Source organism: Rhodobacteraceae bacterium M382, assembly GCA_025141015.1.
In the GTDB taxonomy this organism is placed as follows: Bacteria; Pseudomonadota; Alphaproteobacteria; order Rhodobacterales; family Rhodobacteraceae; genus Aliisedimentitalea; species Aliisedimentitalea scapharcae.
The window spans coordinates 3964346-3980690 of sequence record CP081098.1; the positions used below are offsets into that span (position 1 = coordinate 3964346).

At 59.2% G+C, this 16345-nt stretch carries 20 protein-coding genes; 8 read left to right on the forward strand and 12 right to left on the reverse strand.

Annotated features, from left to right (window positions below; genetic code table 11):
- Positions 1-6: 6 nt before the first annotated feature.
- A complete protein-coding gene (locus tag K3727_18335) occupies positions 7-813 on the reverse strand; it encodes an acyl dehydratase (GenBank protein UWQ90700.1) in 807 nt (268 codons plus the stop codon).
- Between the two features lie 51 nt (positions 814-864).
- On the opposite strand from K3727_18335, the gene K3727_18340 reads away from it, so the two are divergent.
- Positions 865-1266 carry a VOC family protein gene (locus K3727_18340; GenBank protein ID UWQ90701.1) on the forward strand — a complete coding sequence of 134 codons (402 nt, stop codon included), beginning with the start codon at positions 865-867 and terminating at the stop codon, positions 1264-1266.
- A gap of 54 nt (positions 1267-1320) precedes the next feature.
- Here the strand turns inward: K3727_18340 and K3727_18345 are convergent, their stop codons facing one another.
- The 3 genes from K3727_18345 to K3727_18355 form a co-directional block, all read right to left on the reverse strand.
- Positions 1321-1863, reverse strand: a complete 543-nt coding sequence (locus K3727_18345; GenBank protein UWQ90702.1) for an NAD(P)H-dependent oxidoreductase — start codon at positions 1861-1863, stop codon at positions 1321-1323.
- Positions 1864-2086: 223 nt separating this feature from the next.
- On the reverse strand, positions 2087-2749 hold the full coding sequence (locus K3727_18350) for an OmpA family protein (protein ID UWQ90703.1): 663 nt from the start codon (positions 2747-2749) through the stop codon (positions 2087-2089).
- Between the two features lie 139 nt (positions 2750-2888).
- A complete protein-coding gene (locus K3727_18355) occupies positions 2889-3584 on the reverse strand; it encodes a YafY family transcriptional regulator (GenBank protein ID UWQ90704.1) in 696 nt (231 codons plus the stop codon).
- A 105-nt stretch (positions 3585-3689) separates the two neighbouring features.
- Here K3727_18355 and K3727_18360 point away from each other — a divergent pair, with 105 nt between their 5' ends.
- Entirely contained in the window at positions 3690-3878 is a 189-nt protein-coding gene (locus K3727_18360) for a hypothetical protein (GenBank protein UWQ90705.1), read from the forward strand.
- A 12-nt stretch (positions 3879-3890) separates the two neighbouring features.
- Here K3727_18360 and K3727_18365 read toward each other — a convergent pair whose 3' ends face one another.
- Positions 3891-4745: a bifunctional helix-turn-helix domain-containing protein/methylated-DNA--[protein]-cysteine S-methyltransferase gene (locus K3727_18365; GenBank protein ID UWQ90706.1), complete on the reverse strand. Its 855-nt coding sequence runs from the start codon at positions 4743-4745 to the stop codon at positions 3891-3893.
- A 146-nt stretch (positions 4746-4891) separates the two neighbouring features.
- Between K3727_18365 and nth the strand changes: the two genes are divergently transcribed.
- Together nth and K3727_18375 are read left to right on the forward strand one after the other, a co-directional pair.
- Positions 4892-5536 (forward strand): endonuclease III, encoded by a 645-nt coding sequence (gene nth, locus K3727_18370; GenBank protein ID UWQ90707.1) that lies wholly within the window; start codon positions 4892-4894, stop codon positions 5534-5536.
- Positions 5533-6522 carry an adenosine kinase gene (locus K3727_18375; GenBank protein ID UWQ90708.1) on the forward strand — a complete coding sequence of 330 codons (990 nt, stop codon included), beginning with the start codon at positions 5533-5535 and terminating at the stop codon, positions 6520-6522. The genes nth and K3727_18375 overlap by 4 nt, the downstream gene beginning before the upstream one ends.
- A 219-nt stretch (positions 6523-6741) precedes the next feature.
- On the opposite strand, the gene K3727_18380 is transcribed toward K3727_18375, so the two are convergent.
- Together K3727_18380 and K3727_18385 are read right to left on the reverse strand one after the other, a co-directional pair.
- Positions 6742-7236, reverse strand: a complete 495-nt coding sequence (locus K3727_18380; GenBank protein UWQ90709.1) for a hypothetical protein — start codon at positions 7234-7236, stop codon at positions 6742-6744.
- Positions 7233-7718 carry an RNA pyrophosphohydrolase gene (locus K3727_18385; GenBank protein ID UWQ90710.1) on the reverse strand — a complete coding sequence of 162 codons (486 nt, stop codon included), beginning with the start codon at positions 7716-7718 and terminating at the stop codon, positions 7233-7235. The genes K3727_18380 and K3727_18385 overlap by 4 nt, the downstream gene beginning before the upstream one ends.
- Positions 7719-7848: 130 nt before the next feature.
- Here K3727_18385 and K3727_18390 point away from each other — a divergent pair, with 130 nt between their 5' ends.
- The gene (locus K3727_18390) at positions 7849-9876 is read left to right on the forward strand and encodes an NADPH-dependent 2,4-dienoyl-CoA reductase (protein UWQ90711.1); all 2028 of its coding nucleotides are present in this window, start codon (positions 7849-7851) and stop codon (positions 9874-9876) included.
- A 39-nt stretch (positions 9877-9915) separates the two neighbouring features.
- On the opposite strand, the gene K3727_18395 is transcribed toward K3727_18390, so the two are convergent.
- The gene (locus K3727_18395) at positions 9916-10356 is read right to left on the reverse strand and encodes a DUF4399 domain-containing protein (GenBank protein ID UWQ90712.1); all 441 of its coding nucleotides are present in this window, start codon (positions 10354-10356) and stop codon (positions 9916-9918) included.
- A 252-nt stretch (positions 10357-10608) separates the two neighbouring features.
- Between K3727_18395 and K3727_18400 the strand changes: the two genes are divergently transcribed.
- A complete protein-coding gene (locus K3727_18400; GenBank protein ID UWQ90713.1) occupies positions 10609-11514 on the forward strand; it encodes a LysR family transcriptional regulator in 906 nt (301 codons plus the stop codon).
- A 103-nt stretch (positions 11515-11617) separates the two neighbouring features.
- Here the strand turns inward: K3727_18400 and K3727_18405 are convergent, their stop codons facing one another.
- The 4 genes from K3727_18405 to K3727_18420 are packed head-to-tail and all read right to left on the reverse strand — an operon-like array spanning position 11618 to position 14611.
- The gene (locus K3727_18405) at positions 11618-12541 is read right to left on the reverse strand and encodes an OmpA family protein (protein UWQ90714.1); all 924 of its coding nucleotides are present in this window, start codon (positions 12539-12541) and stop codon (positions 11618-11620) included.
- Between the two features lie 29 nt (positions 12542-12570).
- Positions 12571-13143, reverse strand: coding sequence for a peroxidase-related enzyme (locus K3727_18410; GenBank protein ID UWQ90715.1), 573 nt, complete (start codon positions 13141-13143; stop codon positions 12571-12573).
- Between the two features lie 11 nt (positions 13144-13154).
- Complete coding sequence (locus K3727_18415; protein ID UWQ93449.1) at positions 13155-13814, reverse strand: GNAT family N-acetyltransferase; 660 nt, start codon at positions 13812-13814, stop codon at positions 13155-13157.
- Positions 13815-13873: 59 nt separating this feature from the next.
- Positions 13874-14611 carry a competence/damage-inducible protein A gene (locus tag K3727_18420; protein ID UWQ93448.1) on the reverse strand — a complete coding sequence of 246 codons (738 nt, stop codon included), beginning with the start codon at positions 14609-14611 and terminating at the stop codon, positions 13874-13876.
- Between the two features lie 92 nt (positions 14612-14703).
- Between K3727_18420 and sfsA the strand changes: the two genes are divergently transcribed.
- Both sfsA and map read left to right on the forward strand, forming a co-directional pair.
- A complete protein-coding gene (gene sfsA, locus K3727_18425) occupies positions 14704-15405 on the forward strand; it encodes a DNA/RNA nuclease SfsA (GenBank protein ID UWQ90716.1) in 702 nt (233 codons plus the stop codon).
- A 102-nt stretch (positions 15406-15507) separates the two neighbouring features.
- Entirely contained in the window at positions 15508-16332 is an 825-nt protein-coding gene (map, locus tag K3727_18430; protein ID UWQ90717.1) for a type I methionyl aminopeptidase, read from the forward strand.
- Positions 16333-16345: the final 13 nt, after the last annotated feature.

The window sequence follows — 16345 nt, forward strand, 5'->3', positions numbered from 1 at the left end:
GCTGTCTCAGAGGTCAGCTTTGATCTTGGCAACAGCGCTCATGCATTGTCGCCCGTCCGCTCCTCTGACCCACAAGTCATTGCCGTTCCGGCACAGGGTTGCGGTTTCAAAATGCATCAACGGAGAGGATGCTCTGAAACTGAACGTCTCCAATGGTCCCATCACATCTTCGGCCATCAACATCAGATGTTGCGCCAACAGCGGCCCATGGACCACCAACCCTGTATAGCCTTCGACGTCTTTGGCATAATCCAGATCATAGTGGATCCTGTGCCCGTTAAAGGTCAGTGCCGAATACCGAAACAGCAACGTCGAAGAAAACGCCACGTCGCGCCGGTCGGTTTCGTCCGACCGCGCATCAGGGGCAACGGGTCGGGGTGCGTCGGGAGCCGGGTCTTCGCGATAGACCAGATCCTGCCATTCGGTCAGACAGCGCACGCCCCCCTGCCAGATCTCGTGACGCAGCACCACAAATCCCAACGGCCCAGTCCGCCCGACCTTGCGGTCAGCACGCTCCAGCACGCTGCGTTTCTCTGCCTCTATTCCGGCCTTGAGCGGATGGTCGAACGCCAATCGCCCACCTGCCCACATCCGACGCGGAAGACCCAGGTCCGGGATCAACCCACCGCCGACTTTGGGGTGCCCGTCCCGTCCCAACGCCGAGGGCGGCAAAGGAGTCCAGAAATACAATTGATGGAAAAACGGCGGCAGATCCGATCCGCGCGTGATGTCTCCTGCCTGTCCCAGCGCCACCTGGAACGCTGCGGCACGAGCGGGATCCAGCCCATCACTTTGACATTCCATTTTGGACATATAAGTAATCTCCGGTTAGACTGCGCCGCATGACCAAAGGACACTGCAAAAATGACCTTGTCACTGACATCTCTTGATCACTTGGTTCTGACAGTCAAGGATATAGACCGCACGATTGCATTCTATACGGAAACGCTTGGTATGACTGCCGAAATCTTTCATCCTCTGGATGGAACCACCCGCCATGCGCTGCGGTTTGGCTCGCAAAAGATAAACCTGCACCCGCACCGGCATGAGTTCTCTCCTAAGGCTGCAACACCCTGCCCTGGCACCGCGGATTTGTGCTTTTTGTCTACAGCACCGTTGCAGGATTGGCTGGACCACCTCGCCAAGTTGGACATTTCCATCATCGAAGGCCCGGTGCCGCGGACCGGAGCCGCGGGCGGTTTGCAGTCGATCTATATCCGCGACCCCGACGGAAATCTTCTCGAAATCAGCAACCGTCGCTGCTGATCCGGTTGCTGATCCGGTCGGGACCACGTCGCAACAGAGCGGCGTTGAACGGCCTTACCCAGTCGCGTCGTCGCGCAGAATTTGCATCAACCGGGTCAGCGTTGCGGTGTATTGCGCGCTGATCAATTGGCCGTTGTCATCAAACTGGCTGGCAGCCCCCGCCAGATGAACCTGCGGGCCAGACACGAGCCGGGGTTGAAAGGGCACCATGAACCCGCGCAATACCGCCTGTGCCTGTTCACCGCCTGCGCGCCCCGCCGCCGACGACATCACGGCCACCGGCTTGCCCATCCAGGGCGAACCGTCTGTGCGGCTGACCCAATCCAGGGCGTTTTTCAGAACACCGGATGGTCCTTTGTTGTATTCAGGCGTCGACAGGATCACGGCATCCGCAGCTGCAATCTGATCGGCCAGAACCTGAACCTCAGACGGGATCCCGTCTGACGCTTCTGCGTCGCCGTCATACAAAGGCAGGCGCAGATCCGCTTCGTCATAGGTACACGGGCCAAACAAACGCGCCGCTTCGCGCAACAATTTCCGGTTTGTGGCCTGTGCCCGCAGCGACCCAGATACCCCCAGAAGAACAAAATCGGACATGGTGGCGCTCCCTTGTTTTCACCTCACCTGACCTGTCTAAGCCAAGCGTGAAACATGAAAAAGCCGACCACCGCGCATTGGCTGTTCGGGAATGCACCAAAGGAAGCGCACAGCCTCAGCAACCGGAAACCCGGCCGTGAACACTGATAGGAACACGGCGCACTGGTTGGCTCACCAGCGCGCCCATCATAGCCTGACGTGACCTGGATGATAGAATCTCAGATCAACTCTGGCTGGGAATCACCACGATTTCGACCCGGCGGTTGCGTGCCTTTCCCGCCTCGTCCAGATTTGAGGCAACGGGTTCATCCTCACCACGGCCAGAGGTGCGAATGCGCGTATAGGACACGCCACCGGCCTGCAGCTCGTCGGCAACTGCATTGGCGCGACGCTGGGACAAAGTCAGGTTGTACGATGCCTCGCCGTCACTATCTGTATGGCCAATCACCTGAACGGTCGAATTCGGGTATCTCTGCAGGTTGGCGGCAACCTTGGACAGATCCGTTTTCAACACAGGGCGCACCGCATAGCTGTCAGTGTCAAACGTCAGATCATTGGGCAGAGACACCACCAACCGGTCGCCTTCATTAACGACCGAAATCCCATCGTCCAGCTCCTGACGCAGCTCGGCCGCCTGCTTGTCCAGCTCATTGCCGATCAGACCACCCGCCGCTGCGCCCAGGATGGCGCTCCCGGCGATGGTCGCGCCCTTGTCATCATCCGAAGTCAGCGCCCCAATTCCGGCCCCCAGAAGGCCACCAATAAGCGCGCCCTGCTTGGCCTTGGAATGCGGGTCATCGGGGTCCAGATACGCTGGATTGGTACAGGCCCCCATCACCAGAATGGACCCCATGGCCAGAACCGAAGTTGCTTTTGCGAATGTCATGACTGTGCCTTTTCTGCTCGCCCCGGTGATACCTGCCGGGTTTTACCTGAATATATCGGTGTTGCGCTGCCTCGGCTCAAGCCTTTGATCCGGATAATCGGCAATTCCCCGCCCAAGCTCTTCCCTTTGGCCCACCGCATCAGCTGTGCGCCGGCGCGGTCTCCTCCCACCGGTTCAGATCCTGCCAGACCATGCGCAAGGCATTGCCTTGCCCAATGAACTGTTCCTCCATCGGCTCACATCCCCAGATCCTGTCCGTGCGAAAATGGCGAAAGCCCCCGCGCAGCTCACACCATGCTGCCAACATGGTGCACTCCAGATGGTAAATCACGGCAACCGGACGAACGATGCGCTGGCTTTCCTGCTCTTGCCCATTGCGATAGGTCAGGCGCAGCTTGCGTTCGTCTCGCACCGCGTCACGCAAGGCAGCGATCGACACACAGCCCCGCGCCGGGTCGTCCGGTGGTGCCCCCCAGGGCGCAACCTGCAACCAACTGCTATCCTCGTGCAGGGCTTCGATCTTGCGACAGATCCGGCTGGCGGCCTCTTGCAGGGCGCTGTCCCCCGTGCGCGCCAGCATCGACAACCCCACATGCAGGGCTTCGACCTCTTCGGAATCAAAATTCAACGGCGGCAGATCATAGCCACGCCGCATCATGTACCCAATCCCGGCCTCGCCTTCGATCGGGGTTCGCATGGCCTGAAGCGCCGAGATATCGCGGTAAATCGTGCGCGTCGAAACCTCCAGCCCTTCGGCCAGAGCATCCGCCGTCACCGGGCCGGGTGCCCCGCGCAGGATCTGGATGATTTCAAACAATCGGCTGGAACGGCGCATCTGATCCTCTGGTGCTGATTTCCTGCTGACACACTAGCACAGGCTCCTGACAACACCCTGTCAGGGGAGACCTGCGAGTGTCCTTTTATCAGAAAGGATCAAACCATGAGCTATTTCAACACCAAGACAATGATGAAACTGCAACTGGGCTGCTGGCAGGACGACCGCCCGCTGAAAGCCTATGAACGCGAACGTGAATTGCTCCGTCAGGTACACCAACCAAAGAGCAAACCGATGACTGTTGCACCAGCCGGGTGGCGGTTGTTTGGATGGCTGCGACGGCGGATGGCCTGACACCGCATGGGCTCAGGCCGCATCGGACCGACCATCGGCCTGCGCCGCCTCATAGGCCAGCATCGCCCGTTTCACCGGCAGCCCCCAATGATAGCCGCCCAAGGCACCGGATTTGCGCAGGGCCCGGTGACAGGGAATCAGGAAGCTGACCGGATTGCGCCCCACCGCAGTCCCAACCGCGCGCACCGCCTTGGGCGCTCCGACGGATTTGGCGATTTCGGAATAGGTGGTGACCTGCCCCGACGGGATCCGCAACAACGCTTCCCACACTTTGATCTGCATCGGTGCCCCGATCATGAACAGCGCCGTTTCGCCCCGCCCTGTGAACACCGCCTCGACCAGTGGGCGCAATTGATCTGGGGCCTGGACATACGTCGCCTTGGGCCATCGGGCAATCATATCGCCCCAGGTCGCTTCAGTCCCGGTCTCTTCGGCAAAGGCCAGACCACAGATGCCCTTGGTCGTGCCCATGGCCAGCGCCTGACCAAAGGGGCTGTCAAACCATCCCCAGTTGATCACCAACCCGTCGCCTTTGCGGGCAAAGTCACCGGGGCTCATGGCTTCCCACCGCACAAACAGATCATGCAACCGCCCACTACCGGACAGCCCGACCGAATGCGCCGTGTCCAATGTTGAAAAGTGATCACGCAACAGGGTTTTGGCATGGCCCAGGCGCAGATATTGCTGATAGCGTTTGGGCGACACCCCGACCCAGGCGGAGAACAAACGCTGGAAATGGGCCGGGCTCATCCCCATCTGATCTGCCAATTCTTCCAGAGACAAATCCTCTTCGCTCTGATCGATCAGGTCAATCGCACGTCGCATGACGCCATAATGATAGCTGTTTTCGCTGGTCTCGACAGTCATGGACGACCCTCTCAAATTCGGATGTCTCTACTTTACGCCCGGCCTCCCGGTGCAATCGACCCGAAACTTGCGACTTTTTCCTGCACCTTGGGTCAACCGGTTTTTACCCGTTGCGGGAACCTGCGCGGCACGGCATTAAAGCAGCCATGGCAAAGCAACTCGATTATCATACCTTGCGCGAGATTTTCACGCGGTTTCAGGCAGCAGAGCCAGAGCCCAAAGGGGAACTGGATCACGTCAATGTCTATACGCTGGTGGTGGCGGTCGCCCTGTCGGCACAGGCCACCGACGCAGGCGTCAACAAGGCAACCAAGGATCTGTTCCAAATCGCTGACACGCCGCAGAAGATGCTGGATCTGGGCGAAGAGGGATTGATCGAACACATCAAAACCATTGGCCTGTTCCGCCAAAAAGCCAAGAATGTGATCAAGCTGAGCCGCATTCTGGTCGAAGAACACGGCGGTGTCGTCCCCAATTCCCGCGCGGCGCTGCAGGCGCTGCCCGGCGTCGGGCGCAAGACTGCCAATGTGGTGCTGAACATGTGGTGGCATCATCCCGCACAGGCGGTGGACACCCATATCTTTCGCGTGGGCAACCGGTCCGGGATTTGTCCGGGCAAGGATGTAGACGCGGTCGAACGCGCCATCGAAGATCATATTCCGGTCGATTTCCAGCATCACGCCCATCATTGGCTGATCCTGCACGGCCGGTACCATTGCAAAGCGCGCAAACCCCAATGTGGCACCTGCCTGATCCGGGACCTGTGCAAATTCGAGGACAAGAACCTATGAAAACCTACCAGCTTGCCGGCATCGGAAATGCCGTTGTTGACGTCATCAGCCACGGCGATGACAGCTTTCTGGAACTGATGGGCATTGAAAAAGGCATCATGCAGCTGATTGACCAGGAGCGCGGCGAGCTGTTGTATGCGGCGATGAACGAACGCATCCAGACCCCGGGCGGGTCCGTGGCCAATACAATCGCTGGTGCCGGAGCGCTGGGACTGGATACGGCCTTCATCGGACGTGTGCACGATGATGCGCTGGGGCGTTTTTATGCGGATGCCATGAACGAGGATGGCGTGGATTTCGTCAACCCGCCTGTTGCGGGTGGAGAATTGCCGACCTCGCGGTCAATGATCTTTGTGTCGCCCGATGGCGAGCGGTCCATGAACACCTATCTGGGGATTTCCACCGGACTGACCTCGGCGGATGTGCCCGAGGATGTGGCGGGCAAGACCCAGATCATGTTTCTGGAGGGGTATCTGTTTGATCACGACGCAGGCAAAACTGCCTTTCGCAAGGCGGCGCGGGCCTGCAAGGTTGGAGGCGGCCGCCCTGGAATTTCGATCTCGGATCCTTTCTGCGTCGAGCGCCACCGCGCGGATTTCCTGTCTCTGATTGAAAACGAACTGGATTTTGTGATCGGTAACGAGGCCGAAATCAAATCCCTGTGGGAAACCGACGATCTGGATGACGCGCTGCACAAGACAGTCGCCATCTGTCCGCTGGTGGTCTGCACCCGATCCGGTGATGGGGTGACGGTGATGGGTGAAGGCACCCGTATCGACGTGGCCGTCGAAAAAATCGTGCCGGTGGATGCCACAGGCGCGGGTGACCAATTCGCCGCCGGGTTCCTGTTTGGGCTGGCCAGTGGCCGGGATCTTGAAACCTGTGCCAAAATCGGCGGTGTCTGTGCGGCTGAGGTCATCCGACATGTTGGCCCGCGCCCGGAGGTCAGCGTCATGGACCTGTTGCGCGACGCCGGATTGGTCTGAGCAAGAACGGCGTTCTCCCGCCCGTCGTCAAGGCCCCTGAACGGGGCCTTTCCTCCCGTTGGGCGTGGCAGCGCATCCGCGCTGCCTGCTTGGCTTTGGTTGAGCTTTTCCGAGGGTTGGGGCGCTGGTTTGAACGCTCCGAGCCTCCGGCGGGGATATTTCTGGCCAGATGAAGGCCGGATCCTGATCCTGCCCCACGGCGCGCCGACCTGGAGCGGGTCAGTTTCCCGCGCGCGGGGCGCAACGACCGCCCTGATGGCATTGCAGCACCTGTTTCGCTGCCTCGCCCTTGCCTGCGTCAAAGGCAAAACCACCGCATGGGTTGACCTGAAGCACATAGCCGTCGGGGCGTTGTTCGAGGAACATGACATATCGCGCCCCGTCCGTTGCCCCTGCACACCAGGGGCCATAACACAGCACTTCGAGGGTAATGTCTGAGGCAAACGGGGTCAGATAGCCAGCACGGCTGAGCGACTGGCCTTGGATACGGGCCGGAATGCGGCTTTGTTCCGGCGTTTGCTGCTGGTTCTCCCAGTCCGTTGTGGGCAGCAGGCTGTCATCAAAGGTCAGTTGCCCATCCACCACCACGAAATTGGATTTGGAGGCTGCGGCTTCGAGGTAAGCATCGGTTGCCCCCCAAGGCAGGCAGCTGAGCGCCACGGCCGGGCCGGCCAAAACCACACCAATCAATGCAGAAGACAACCGGCAGATCATGACAGGTGATCCTGAAAGGCCGCCAGAACCTGTTCATAGACCGCGCGTTTAAAGGGAACGATTTCGGCGACCAGACGATTGGGGTGTTGCCATTTCCAAGTGGTGAATTCCGGGTGTTCGGTGGCGATATTCACCTGATCATCCGTGCCGGTAAAGCGCATCAGGAACCATTTCTGCTCTTGCCCGCGAAATTGCCCGCCCCAGATCACTGGAACAATATCGTGGGGCAGATCATAGGGCAGCCAACCATCGGTTTCGGCGACAATTTCAACCAGATCGGCGCGCACTCCGGTTTCTTCCCACAACTCGCGCAGCGCTGCATCCCTGGGGGCTTCGCCCGGATCCACGCCGCCCTGAGGCATCTGCCAGGCCTCTGCATGGCGGTCATTGCGTTGCCCCACAAAAATCCCCCCTCCTGCGTTCATCAGCATCACACCGACACAGGGGCGATAGGGCAGGTTGGTGATCTCTTCGGGGGTCATCGCGGGCTCCTGGCATGGTTGCCTGTCCTGTGTAACGCTGCCCCGGCGTCGCGCAAGGGGGTGACGCTGCGTATGAGATGACAAGCCGCCGCAGTGCGGCAATTCTAATGGGCAAATCAGGGAGAGTAATATGACTGCGTACCCAAACATGCTGGCCCCGCTGGATCTGGGATTCACCACATTAAAAAACAGGGTTCTCATGGGGTCGATGCATACCGGTCTCGAAGAAACACGGGACTGGAACCGGGTCGCAGAATTTTATGCCGAACGGGCCCGCGGCGACGTCGGGCTGATGGTCACCGGCGGCATTGGCCCCAACCTGGAAGGATCGGTGCTTCCTGGCGCGTCGATGATGACCAATGACGACGATGTGGCAAACCATGCGATCGTCACCGACCGGGTACATGCGGCAGGCGGCAAGATCGCCATGCAAATTCTGCACGCAGGACGCTATGCCTATGGGCCAAAATGCGTCGCTCCCAGCCCGGTGAAGTCTCCGATTTCCCCGTTTCCGCCAGCAGAGTTGGACGAAGACGGAATCGAGAAACAGATCAGCGACATCGTCAATGCCGCGCAGCTGGCCCAAAAGGCGGGCTATGACGGGGTCGAAATCATGGGGTCCGAAGGGTATTTCCTGAACCAGTTTCTGGTGACCCATACAAACAAACGCACCGACCGTTGGGGCGGCTCCTACGAGAACCGGATGCGCCTGCCCATCGACGTGGTGCGACGCACCCGCGCGGCCGTGGGCAGCGATTTCATCATCATCTACCGCCTGTCGATGATTGACCTGGTGCCTAATGGCTCCACCCATGACGAGGTCGTTCAACTGGCGGTCGAAATCGAAAAGGCCGGTGCCACCATTCTGAACACCGGCATTGGCTGGCACGAGGCCCGCATTCCCACCATCGCCACATCGGTACCGCGCGCGGCATTCGCCTGGGTCACCAAGAAGCTGATGGGCAAAGTGTCGATTCCGATCATCACATCCAACCGGATCAACACGCCCGAGGTGGCTGAACAGGTGCTGGCCGATGGCTGTGCCGATATGGTGTCAATGGCCCGGCCCATGTTGGCCGACGCGCATTTCGTGAGAAAGGCGATGGAGGGCCGCGGGGATCGCATCGCCCCCTGCATCGCTTGCAACCAGGCCTGTCTGGACCACACGTTCAGCGGCAAGTTGACCACCTGTTTGGTGAACCCGCTGGCCTGCAACGAGACCGAATTGGTGATTGCCCCGGCGGACGCGCGTAAGTCGGTGGCCATTGTTGGTGCCGGACCGGCCGGGTTGGCTACGGCGCTCACGGCGGCGGATCGGGGTCATTCAGTCACATTGTTTGATCGGGCGGACGAGATTGGCGGCCAGCTGAACATGGCCAAACAGGTGCCCGGCAAGGAAGAATTCTGGGGGTTGGTCGATTGGTACCGTACCATGGTCGCGGATGCCGGCGTGGACGTGCGACTGGGAGCCGAAGTTGGTCCGGATGACCTGACCGGGTTTGACGAGGTGGTGATTGCCACCGGCGTCACCCCCCGCGATCCGCAGATCCCAGGGCAAGACCGCGACAATGTCCTGAATTATATCGATGTGCTGCGTCACAAGGCACCAGTGGGCAAACATGTGGCAGTGATCGGCGCTGGTGGGATCGGGTTCGATGTTTCCGAATTTCTGCTGCACGAAGGCACCAGCCTGACCGAAGACCTGCCTGCCTGGATGAAGGAGTGGGGCGTGACTGATCCCTCCGAACACCGATCTGGTCTGGCTCCCGAAGGACCACAACCCCACGCGCCCGCCCGCGCGGTCACATTGTTGCAACGAAAGACAAAGGCCCATGGCAAAGGGCTGGGCAAGACCACCGGGTGGATCCACCGGGCCGCGTTGAAGATGAAAGACGTAAATTTTGTCGGCGGGGTGAACTATGAACGCATTGACGATGATGGTCTGCATGTCTCGTTTGGAGAGGCGCGCGAAAACCCGACCGTGATCCCGGCGGACACGATCGTCCTGTGTTCGGGGCAGGTTTCGGAGCGATCACTGGCGGACGCGTTGGCGGATCGGGGCGTGACCCCACATGTCATCGGTGGCGCAGATGTCGCCGCCGAACTGGATGCCAAACGCGCGATCAATCAAGGCACGCGGCTGGCCGCTTCGTTCTGATCAAACAGATGGTGCCCGTGCAAAACGGGCACCAGGGGATCAATCCACCGTGATGGTGATCTGTTCGGAATAGATCGGATTGACGTGCGGGACATGGAACATATCCCCCACCAGCAATTGCAAGGTATGTGTCCCCTTGCTCAGATCCAATGTGACTTCGGTCTGCCCACCCCCAAAATGCTTGTGGTGATCATCCCCCGGGATCCCATCGTCGAATGTGTCCACAGTGTCCGCCCCGTAGGCCGTGGTATCAATCAACAAATGGTGGTGTCCGGTATTGTCCCGCTCGGTTCCGGCCGGGGCCACCCCCAACCCTCTCAGGCCAAATTGCACTGTGACCGGCGATGAAACAGTATCGCCATCCTTGAGTGTAACAAAATAGACGGCAGCCCCATCAGGTGCGGCGGTGTCCCGAGCCAGCGCTGGCACTGCGGTCGACAACATGACCAGGGTGGCAACAATCGTGGATCTGATCTTCATGAGCTTCGTGTCCCTCTGTACGCGTTACTAACAGAGGTTCAGAATGCAGGAAGACCGGGGCAAACCCCACCCCAAACAACGGCGTCCTCACCGGGAAGTGAAGCCGTGATAGCCCCAATGTATCACGCCACGCTTGTTTCCAAGTCGCAAACGATCCTCGACAAAACCTTTGTATTATCCAACCTGTGCCCCCTTCTTGCCCAGATTTGAGGTCAAACAAGACCCAGATCAGAAGAAATCGAGGACGTGCAGATGGACCGACTGACTGAAATGGAAGCCTTTGCCAATGTGGTGGACCAAGGTGGATTCACCGACGCGGCAAAAAAGATGGGGATTTCCAAATCCGCAGTCTCCAAACATGTGTCGTCACTCGAAGCTCGACTGGGTGCCCGCCTGCTGAACCGAACCACCCGCCGGGTAAGCCCGACTGAAATCGGTCTGGCCTATTATGACCGGGCGCGTCGGGTGTTGAACGACGCCGGAGAAGCAGATGCCCTGGTCACATCGATGCAATCCGCACCTTCGGGATTGTTGCGGATTTCGGTCGCCACCGACTTTGGTGTCAATCATCTGTCCCCGGTGCTGTCCGAATTCCTGTCAGACTTCCCCGATATTACCGTCAACATGGTATTGAACAATCGCTACGTCGAACTGATTTCCGAAGGGTTCGATATGGCTGTGCGGATCGGTGAGCTGGAAGACAGCTCGTTGAGAGCGCGCAAGCTGACAGAAACCAACAAACGGATGATCGCCAGCCCGGCCTATTTCGAAAAATACGGACGTCCACAAAAGATCGACGACCTGAATGAACACAAGCTTCTGCATTATTCGAACCAGTCCAGCGGCAACGTCTGGAAACTGACCGCCCCATCGGGCGAGAAACGCCAGGTTCGAACGGCCGGATGGCTTAGCGTCAACGACGGTCAATCGCTTCTCAACGCGGCGATTTCCGGCCTCGGGATCGCGTATCTGCCGAGCTATCTCTACGCCGACGCGCTGGAACAAGGGCTGGTTGAAGACGCAATGCCGTCTTTGCCGCTGGAGACCCAAGGGATCTATGCCGTGTACCCGCCGGGCCGGTTTACCCAGCCAAAGGTTCGCGCCTTTATCGATTTTCTCATACACGCTTTTGCCGAAAAGGGTCCGACCGATTGGTAAGGTCGCTCCCATCTGTTTCCCTCGGCAAACACCTGCCCCCGAATGCATGTTCGGGGGTTTTTTCTTGCCCGGCATTCACCAGGCCAAGGGCGTTCCAACGGCCTTATTGCTCCAACAGAACCGCTTCGACTCGGCGATTTGTCTTCTGCCCATCCGGAATCAGATTCGACGCCACCGGAGCCAGATAACCGACCCCTTCAGCTTCAAGCCGACCGTCATCAATCGCATATTGACGAACCAACCTGTCCTTGACCGCCGCCGCCCGCTTGCGGGACAAGACGATATTGTCCTGCAGGCTGCCGACATTGTCCGTATGTCCAACCAGATACAGACGGTACTGTTCATTCTCCTTCAGGAACGCAGCCAACAGCGACAGCGACGTCGGATTGCCGTCTGCCAATTGCGTCGCCCCGGTCCCAAAGTCCAGATCGTCCAGCACCACATGCCCGTCCGCCAACAAACGCGCGACCAGATCACCGATCTGCGCCTCGGGTTGCGGTGTGGTGTCCCCGGCGGATGGACCAGATTGGGCTGCGGTCTGAGTACCAACAGCGGGCTTTGCCACACTGTCCCGGTGGCGGGGGCCGACTTCTATGATCTGAACATAGTTCGACGACCCTGCCCGGCTGACCAGGATGGTAACAGTCTCCTCGTCACCCCGCGCTGCGGACACAAATCGATAATCGCCGATATCGACGATCATGTCCGGCGCTGGGATCACTTCGATTCCAAAACGGAAATCAAATCCGCCACAGGCCCGGTCCGCGCAGTCAAGAACAATGCGATACCCATCGGCCTGCAGCTGACGGCGCAACGGATCCAACAACTGCAACGTCGTGCTGGCCGCGCCATCCACCCGCCAACTGCGACGTTCAACGCGGCCTTCCAAAGTCCGGCTTGGCACCTGCCCGGATGCAAAGACATCAATCGGCAACGCGTAACTGTCAAAAACGCTGATCCGTTCGCTGACATCCTGTGCATTGTCCGGCAACATCCAGTCTGCCGCCAGAACAGGTCCGGCCAACATCACCGAACAGGCTATTCCCAGCGCGCCCCTCACCGGTGTTGGGCGTGATATTCGTCGTTGGGGACCATGGCTGTCGCGCTCGCCACCCGGTTCGACATGTTGTAGAAACCAGCCACATTCGCAATGTCCCAGATATCACGATCGCTGAACCCCACGTCGCGCAAACCCTGGCGATGGTGTTCTTCGATCTCGGCGCTGGCAACGGTCATTTTGGCGGCAAAATCCAACATCGCACGCTGGCGCGCATCCAGAGGCGCAACGCGGTAATTCATCACCAGCATTTCGCCCAGCTTGGGATCGCCTGACAATTGCCGCACAGCCGCCCCATGCGCCACAAGGCAATAAAAGCATTTGTTGATGGACGACACCACCACGGCGATCATCTCGCGCTCCAGCTTGCTCAACCCGCTGGGTGCCAGCATCAGGTCGTTGTACATCCCGGTAAAGGCGTTCAGCTTGGCAATATCAAACGCGTTCGCCTTGAGCACATTGGGCACCATGCCCAGCTTTTCCACGCAGATATCAAAATACTTTTGTGTCTCTTCGGGCAGCGGATCCACCATAGGCAGGTCCAGGGCAGTCGGCCGGGTCTGATCAGTCATCTTGGTCACTTTCAATTGGATTTATGACGATAGTGATACTGTCCCACGCAGGTCATCCCCAGGGAAGTGTAAAGCCCATTGGCCCCATCGTTACGTTTCGTACAAATCACCGACAGTGTCTGTGCGCCATTGTCCACAGCCCAAATGGCCGCCTGACGCATCATCCAGACCCCCATGCCCTGTCGGCGTTGATGCGGCAGGATTTCCAGAGCGTGCACCATCGCAATATCGCCATGAATGGCGCAAAACCCGGTCCCCGCCGGTTTGTCACGATGACGCCCCAGCAACGCGATCTTGGGGCCCTGGGCACGGTCCATGATTGCCTGACGTTCAGCGCCGATACCACCGCTGTTCCAGATTTCCCGACAGATCTGCAACGGCTCCCAGACCGCAAAGGTCGTGACCCGCGGAATCACGACATCGGTCAGCTGAGCGGCTGGGCAGGCCCAGATATTGACCGGATCAAGAACCGCATACCCCAGCGTCTCCAACTGTGTGTCAAACCCATCCTGACCGTCGCGGATCATGAACTTTGGGGATTGTCCCATGTCCCGCATGGCCTGTTCGGCCTCGGCAATCTCCTGGTCGCTCGCCTGTTCAGCCTCAAGCGTTGCCGCCGATACCCGTGAACCACCGCCCTGCCCTTCACGCAGGCGAAACGGGCCTGACATTGAAAACCTGGCTGCGGGCCATGTGGCATCTACCACTTCGTAATAACGCGGATCGGTGGTCACTGGTCGATCTCCTTGGCCAATTGGGTCATGGCGGCATCAATGCGGGTCCCATCCGTGCCGCGCACGACGATGTTCGCCCCATAGGCCCCGTCTTTCTGGAACGGGTAGCACCCAATGGAAAGGTCCGAAAACGTCGCGGCCAGCGCCGAAAGCGTTGCAGCAATATCCCCTTCGCCCCGCATCACGCGCAGCGTCTGGGACAGCACCGGTTGCCCCCCGGCCAATCCCGGCAACACACTGGCCACCATGGCCTGAAACACAGACGGCACTCCGGCCATGACATGCACATTGGCGATGGTGAACCCCGGAGCCGCCGAAACCGGGTTGTCGATCAGCACAGCCCCATCCGGAATGCGCGCCATGCGCAGACGGGCTTCGTTCAGCTCGGTGCCCATGGTGTCGTAATGGGCCTGAAGGATCGCGCGCGCATCGTCACGCACGTCAAGACGCGCATCAAAAGCCTGGGCAATACAATCGGCGGTAATGTCGTCATGGGTCGGCCCGATACCGCCGCTGGTAAAGACATGATTGTATCCCTGCGACAAGGCCCGCGTCGCCGCAATGATCGCCGCTGCGTCATCGCTGACAATCCGGACTTCCTTTAACTCGATACCGTGTTTGGTCAATTCGCCAGCCAAAAAATGCATATTGGCATCCCGGGTGCGCCCCGACAGGATTTCATCCCCGATAACCAACATGGCTGCGGTCGGGTTTGTCTCCGTCGGGTTTGTCATCATCGGGTTTGTCATCATCGCGTTTGTCATGGCAAAACTCCATTCAAATGCAGGTCTTGAACCCGCGTTTCAGCAGGTATAGGCCAGTGCACATGCGCTTTGAAACCCCTCTTGTCCCCGCCCGGCTGATCCGCCGCTATAAACGGTTTCTGGCCGATTGCACGCTGGAAGACGGGCGAGAGATCACCGCCCATTGTGCCAATCCCGGATCCATGATGGGGCTGGCCGCGCCGCACACCAAAGTATGGCTGGAACCCAATGACGACCCCAAGAAGAAGCTGAAATTCGGCTGGCGGCTGGTGGATCACGAAAACGGTCATTTTACCGGGGTCGATACATCCGTGCCCAACCGGGCACTCAAAGCTGCGTTGGAGGCGCGCCAAATTCCGACATTGGCCGCCTATCCCCATGTGCGGGCCGAGGTCAAATACGGAGAGAACAGCCGGATCGACTTTCTGCTGAGCGCCGATGGCCTGCCTGATTGTTATGTCGAAGTCAAAAGCGTCACCCTGTCGCGACAGCCCGGCCTGGCCGAATTTCCCGACAGCGTCACTGCGCGCGGCACCAAACACCTGGGCGAATTGGCGGCCATGGTGGACCAGGGCCACAGGGCCATGATGCTGTATCTGGTGCAGCGCACGGACTGCGAGCGCTTTGCTCTGGCCGCAGATATCGACCCGGCCTATGCGCGGGCGTTTGACACCGCGGCCTCGCACGGAGTCGAACGGCTGATCCACACCACCCGCATAACGCCCGAAGGTGTCGAGGTCGGTCCGGAACTGCCTGCGGCCTGACTTCGCGCTGGCCTCACCCCCTCTGGCCCTTTTGATCAAGACGCCTTACATATGGCCCGAAACACAACGCGAGCTTGACCCCCCGTGATCTTGACCCCAGTGATGGAGCGTATCTTGAAAAAAGCAGACCGTGGCCGCATGACCAAGGACGGCATCCGCATTTACGAGCAGGCCGATTTTGAAGGCATGCAAGTGGCGGGTGCCCTGGCGGCACAAATCCTGGATGACATTGCGCCGCATGTGTTTGTCGGACAAACCACGGGTGAAATCGACCGGATCATCACCCAGATGGTCGAGGACGCGGGTGCGACATCTGCCACCATCGGCTATAAAGGCTATCAACACGGCAGCTGCATTTCGCTCAACCATGTGGTTTGCCACGGCATTCCCGGCGAGAAAAAGCTGAAGGATGGCGACATTCTGAACATCGATGTCACCGTGATTGTCGATGGCTGGTTCGGCGATACCAGCCGCATGTATGTGGCAGGAAAGCTGCCGCGCAAAGCCGAACGGCTGATTCAGATCACCCATGATGCGCTGATGAAGGGCATCGAGGTGGTCAAGCCGGGCAACACCTTTGGCGACATTGGCCATGCGATCCAGGCCTATGTCGAATCGCATCGTATGAGCGTTGTCCGCGATTTCTGCGGCCACGGATTGGGTCGGGTGTTCCATGCCCCCCCCAATGTCCTGCATTATGGTCGGCCGGGCACCGGGCCGGTTCTGGAAGAGGGCATGTTCTTTACCATCGAACCGATGGTAAATCTGGGCCGTCCGGAAACCAAGGTTCTGGCCGACGACTGGACCGCTGTTACCCGCGACAAGTCTCTGTCAGCGCAGTTTGAACATTCGGTTGGCGTCACCAGCGATGGTGTCGACATCTTTACCCTGTCTCCAGGCGGGCGGTTTCATCCAACCTATGGGTGAAACCGGGTTGAGA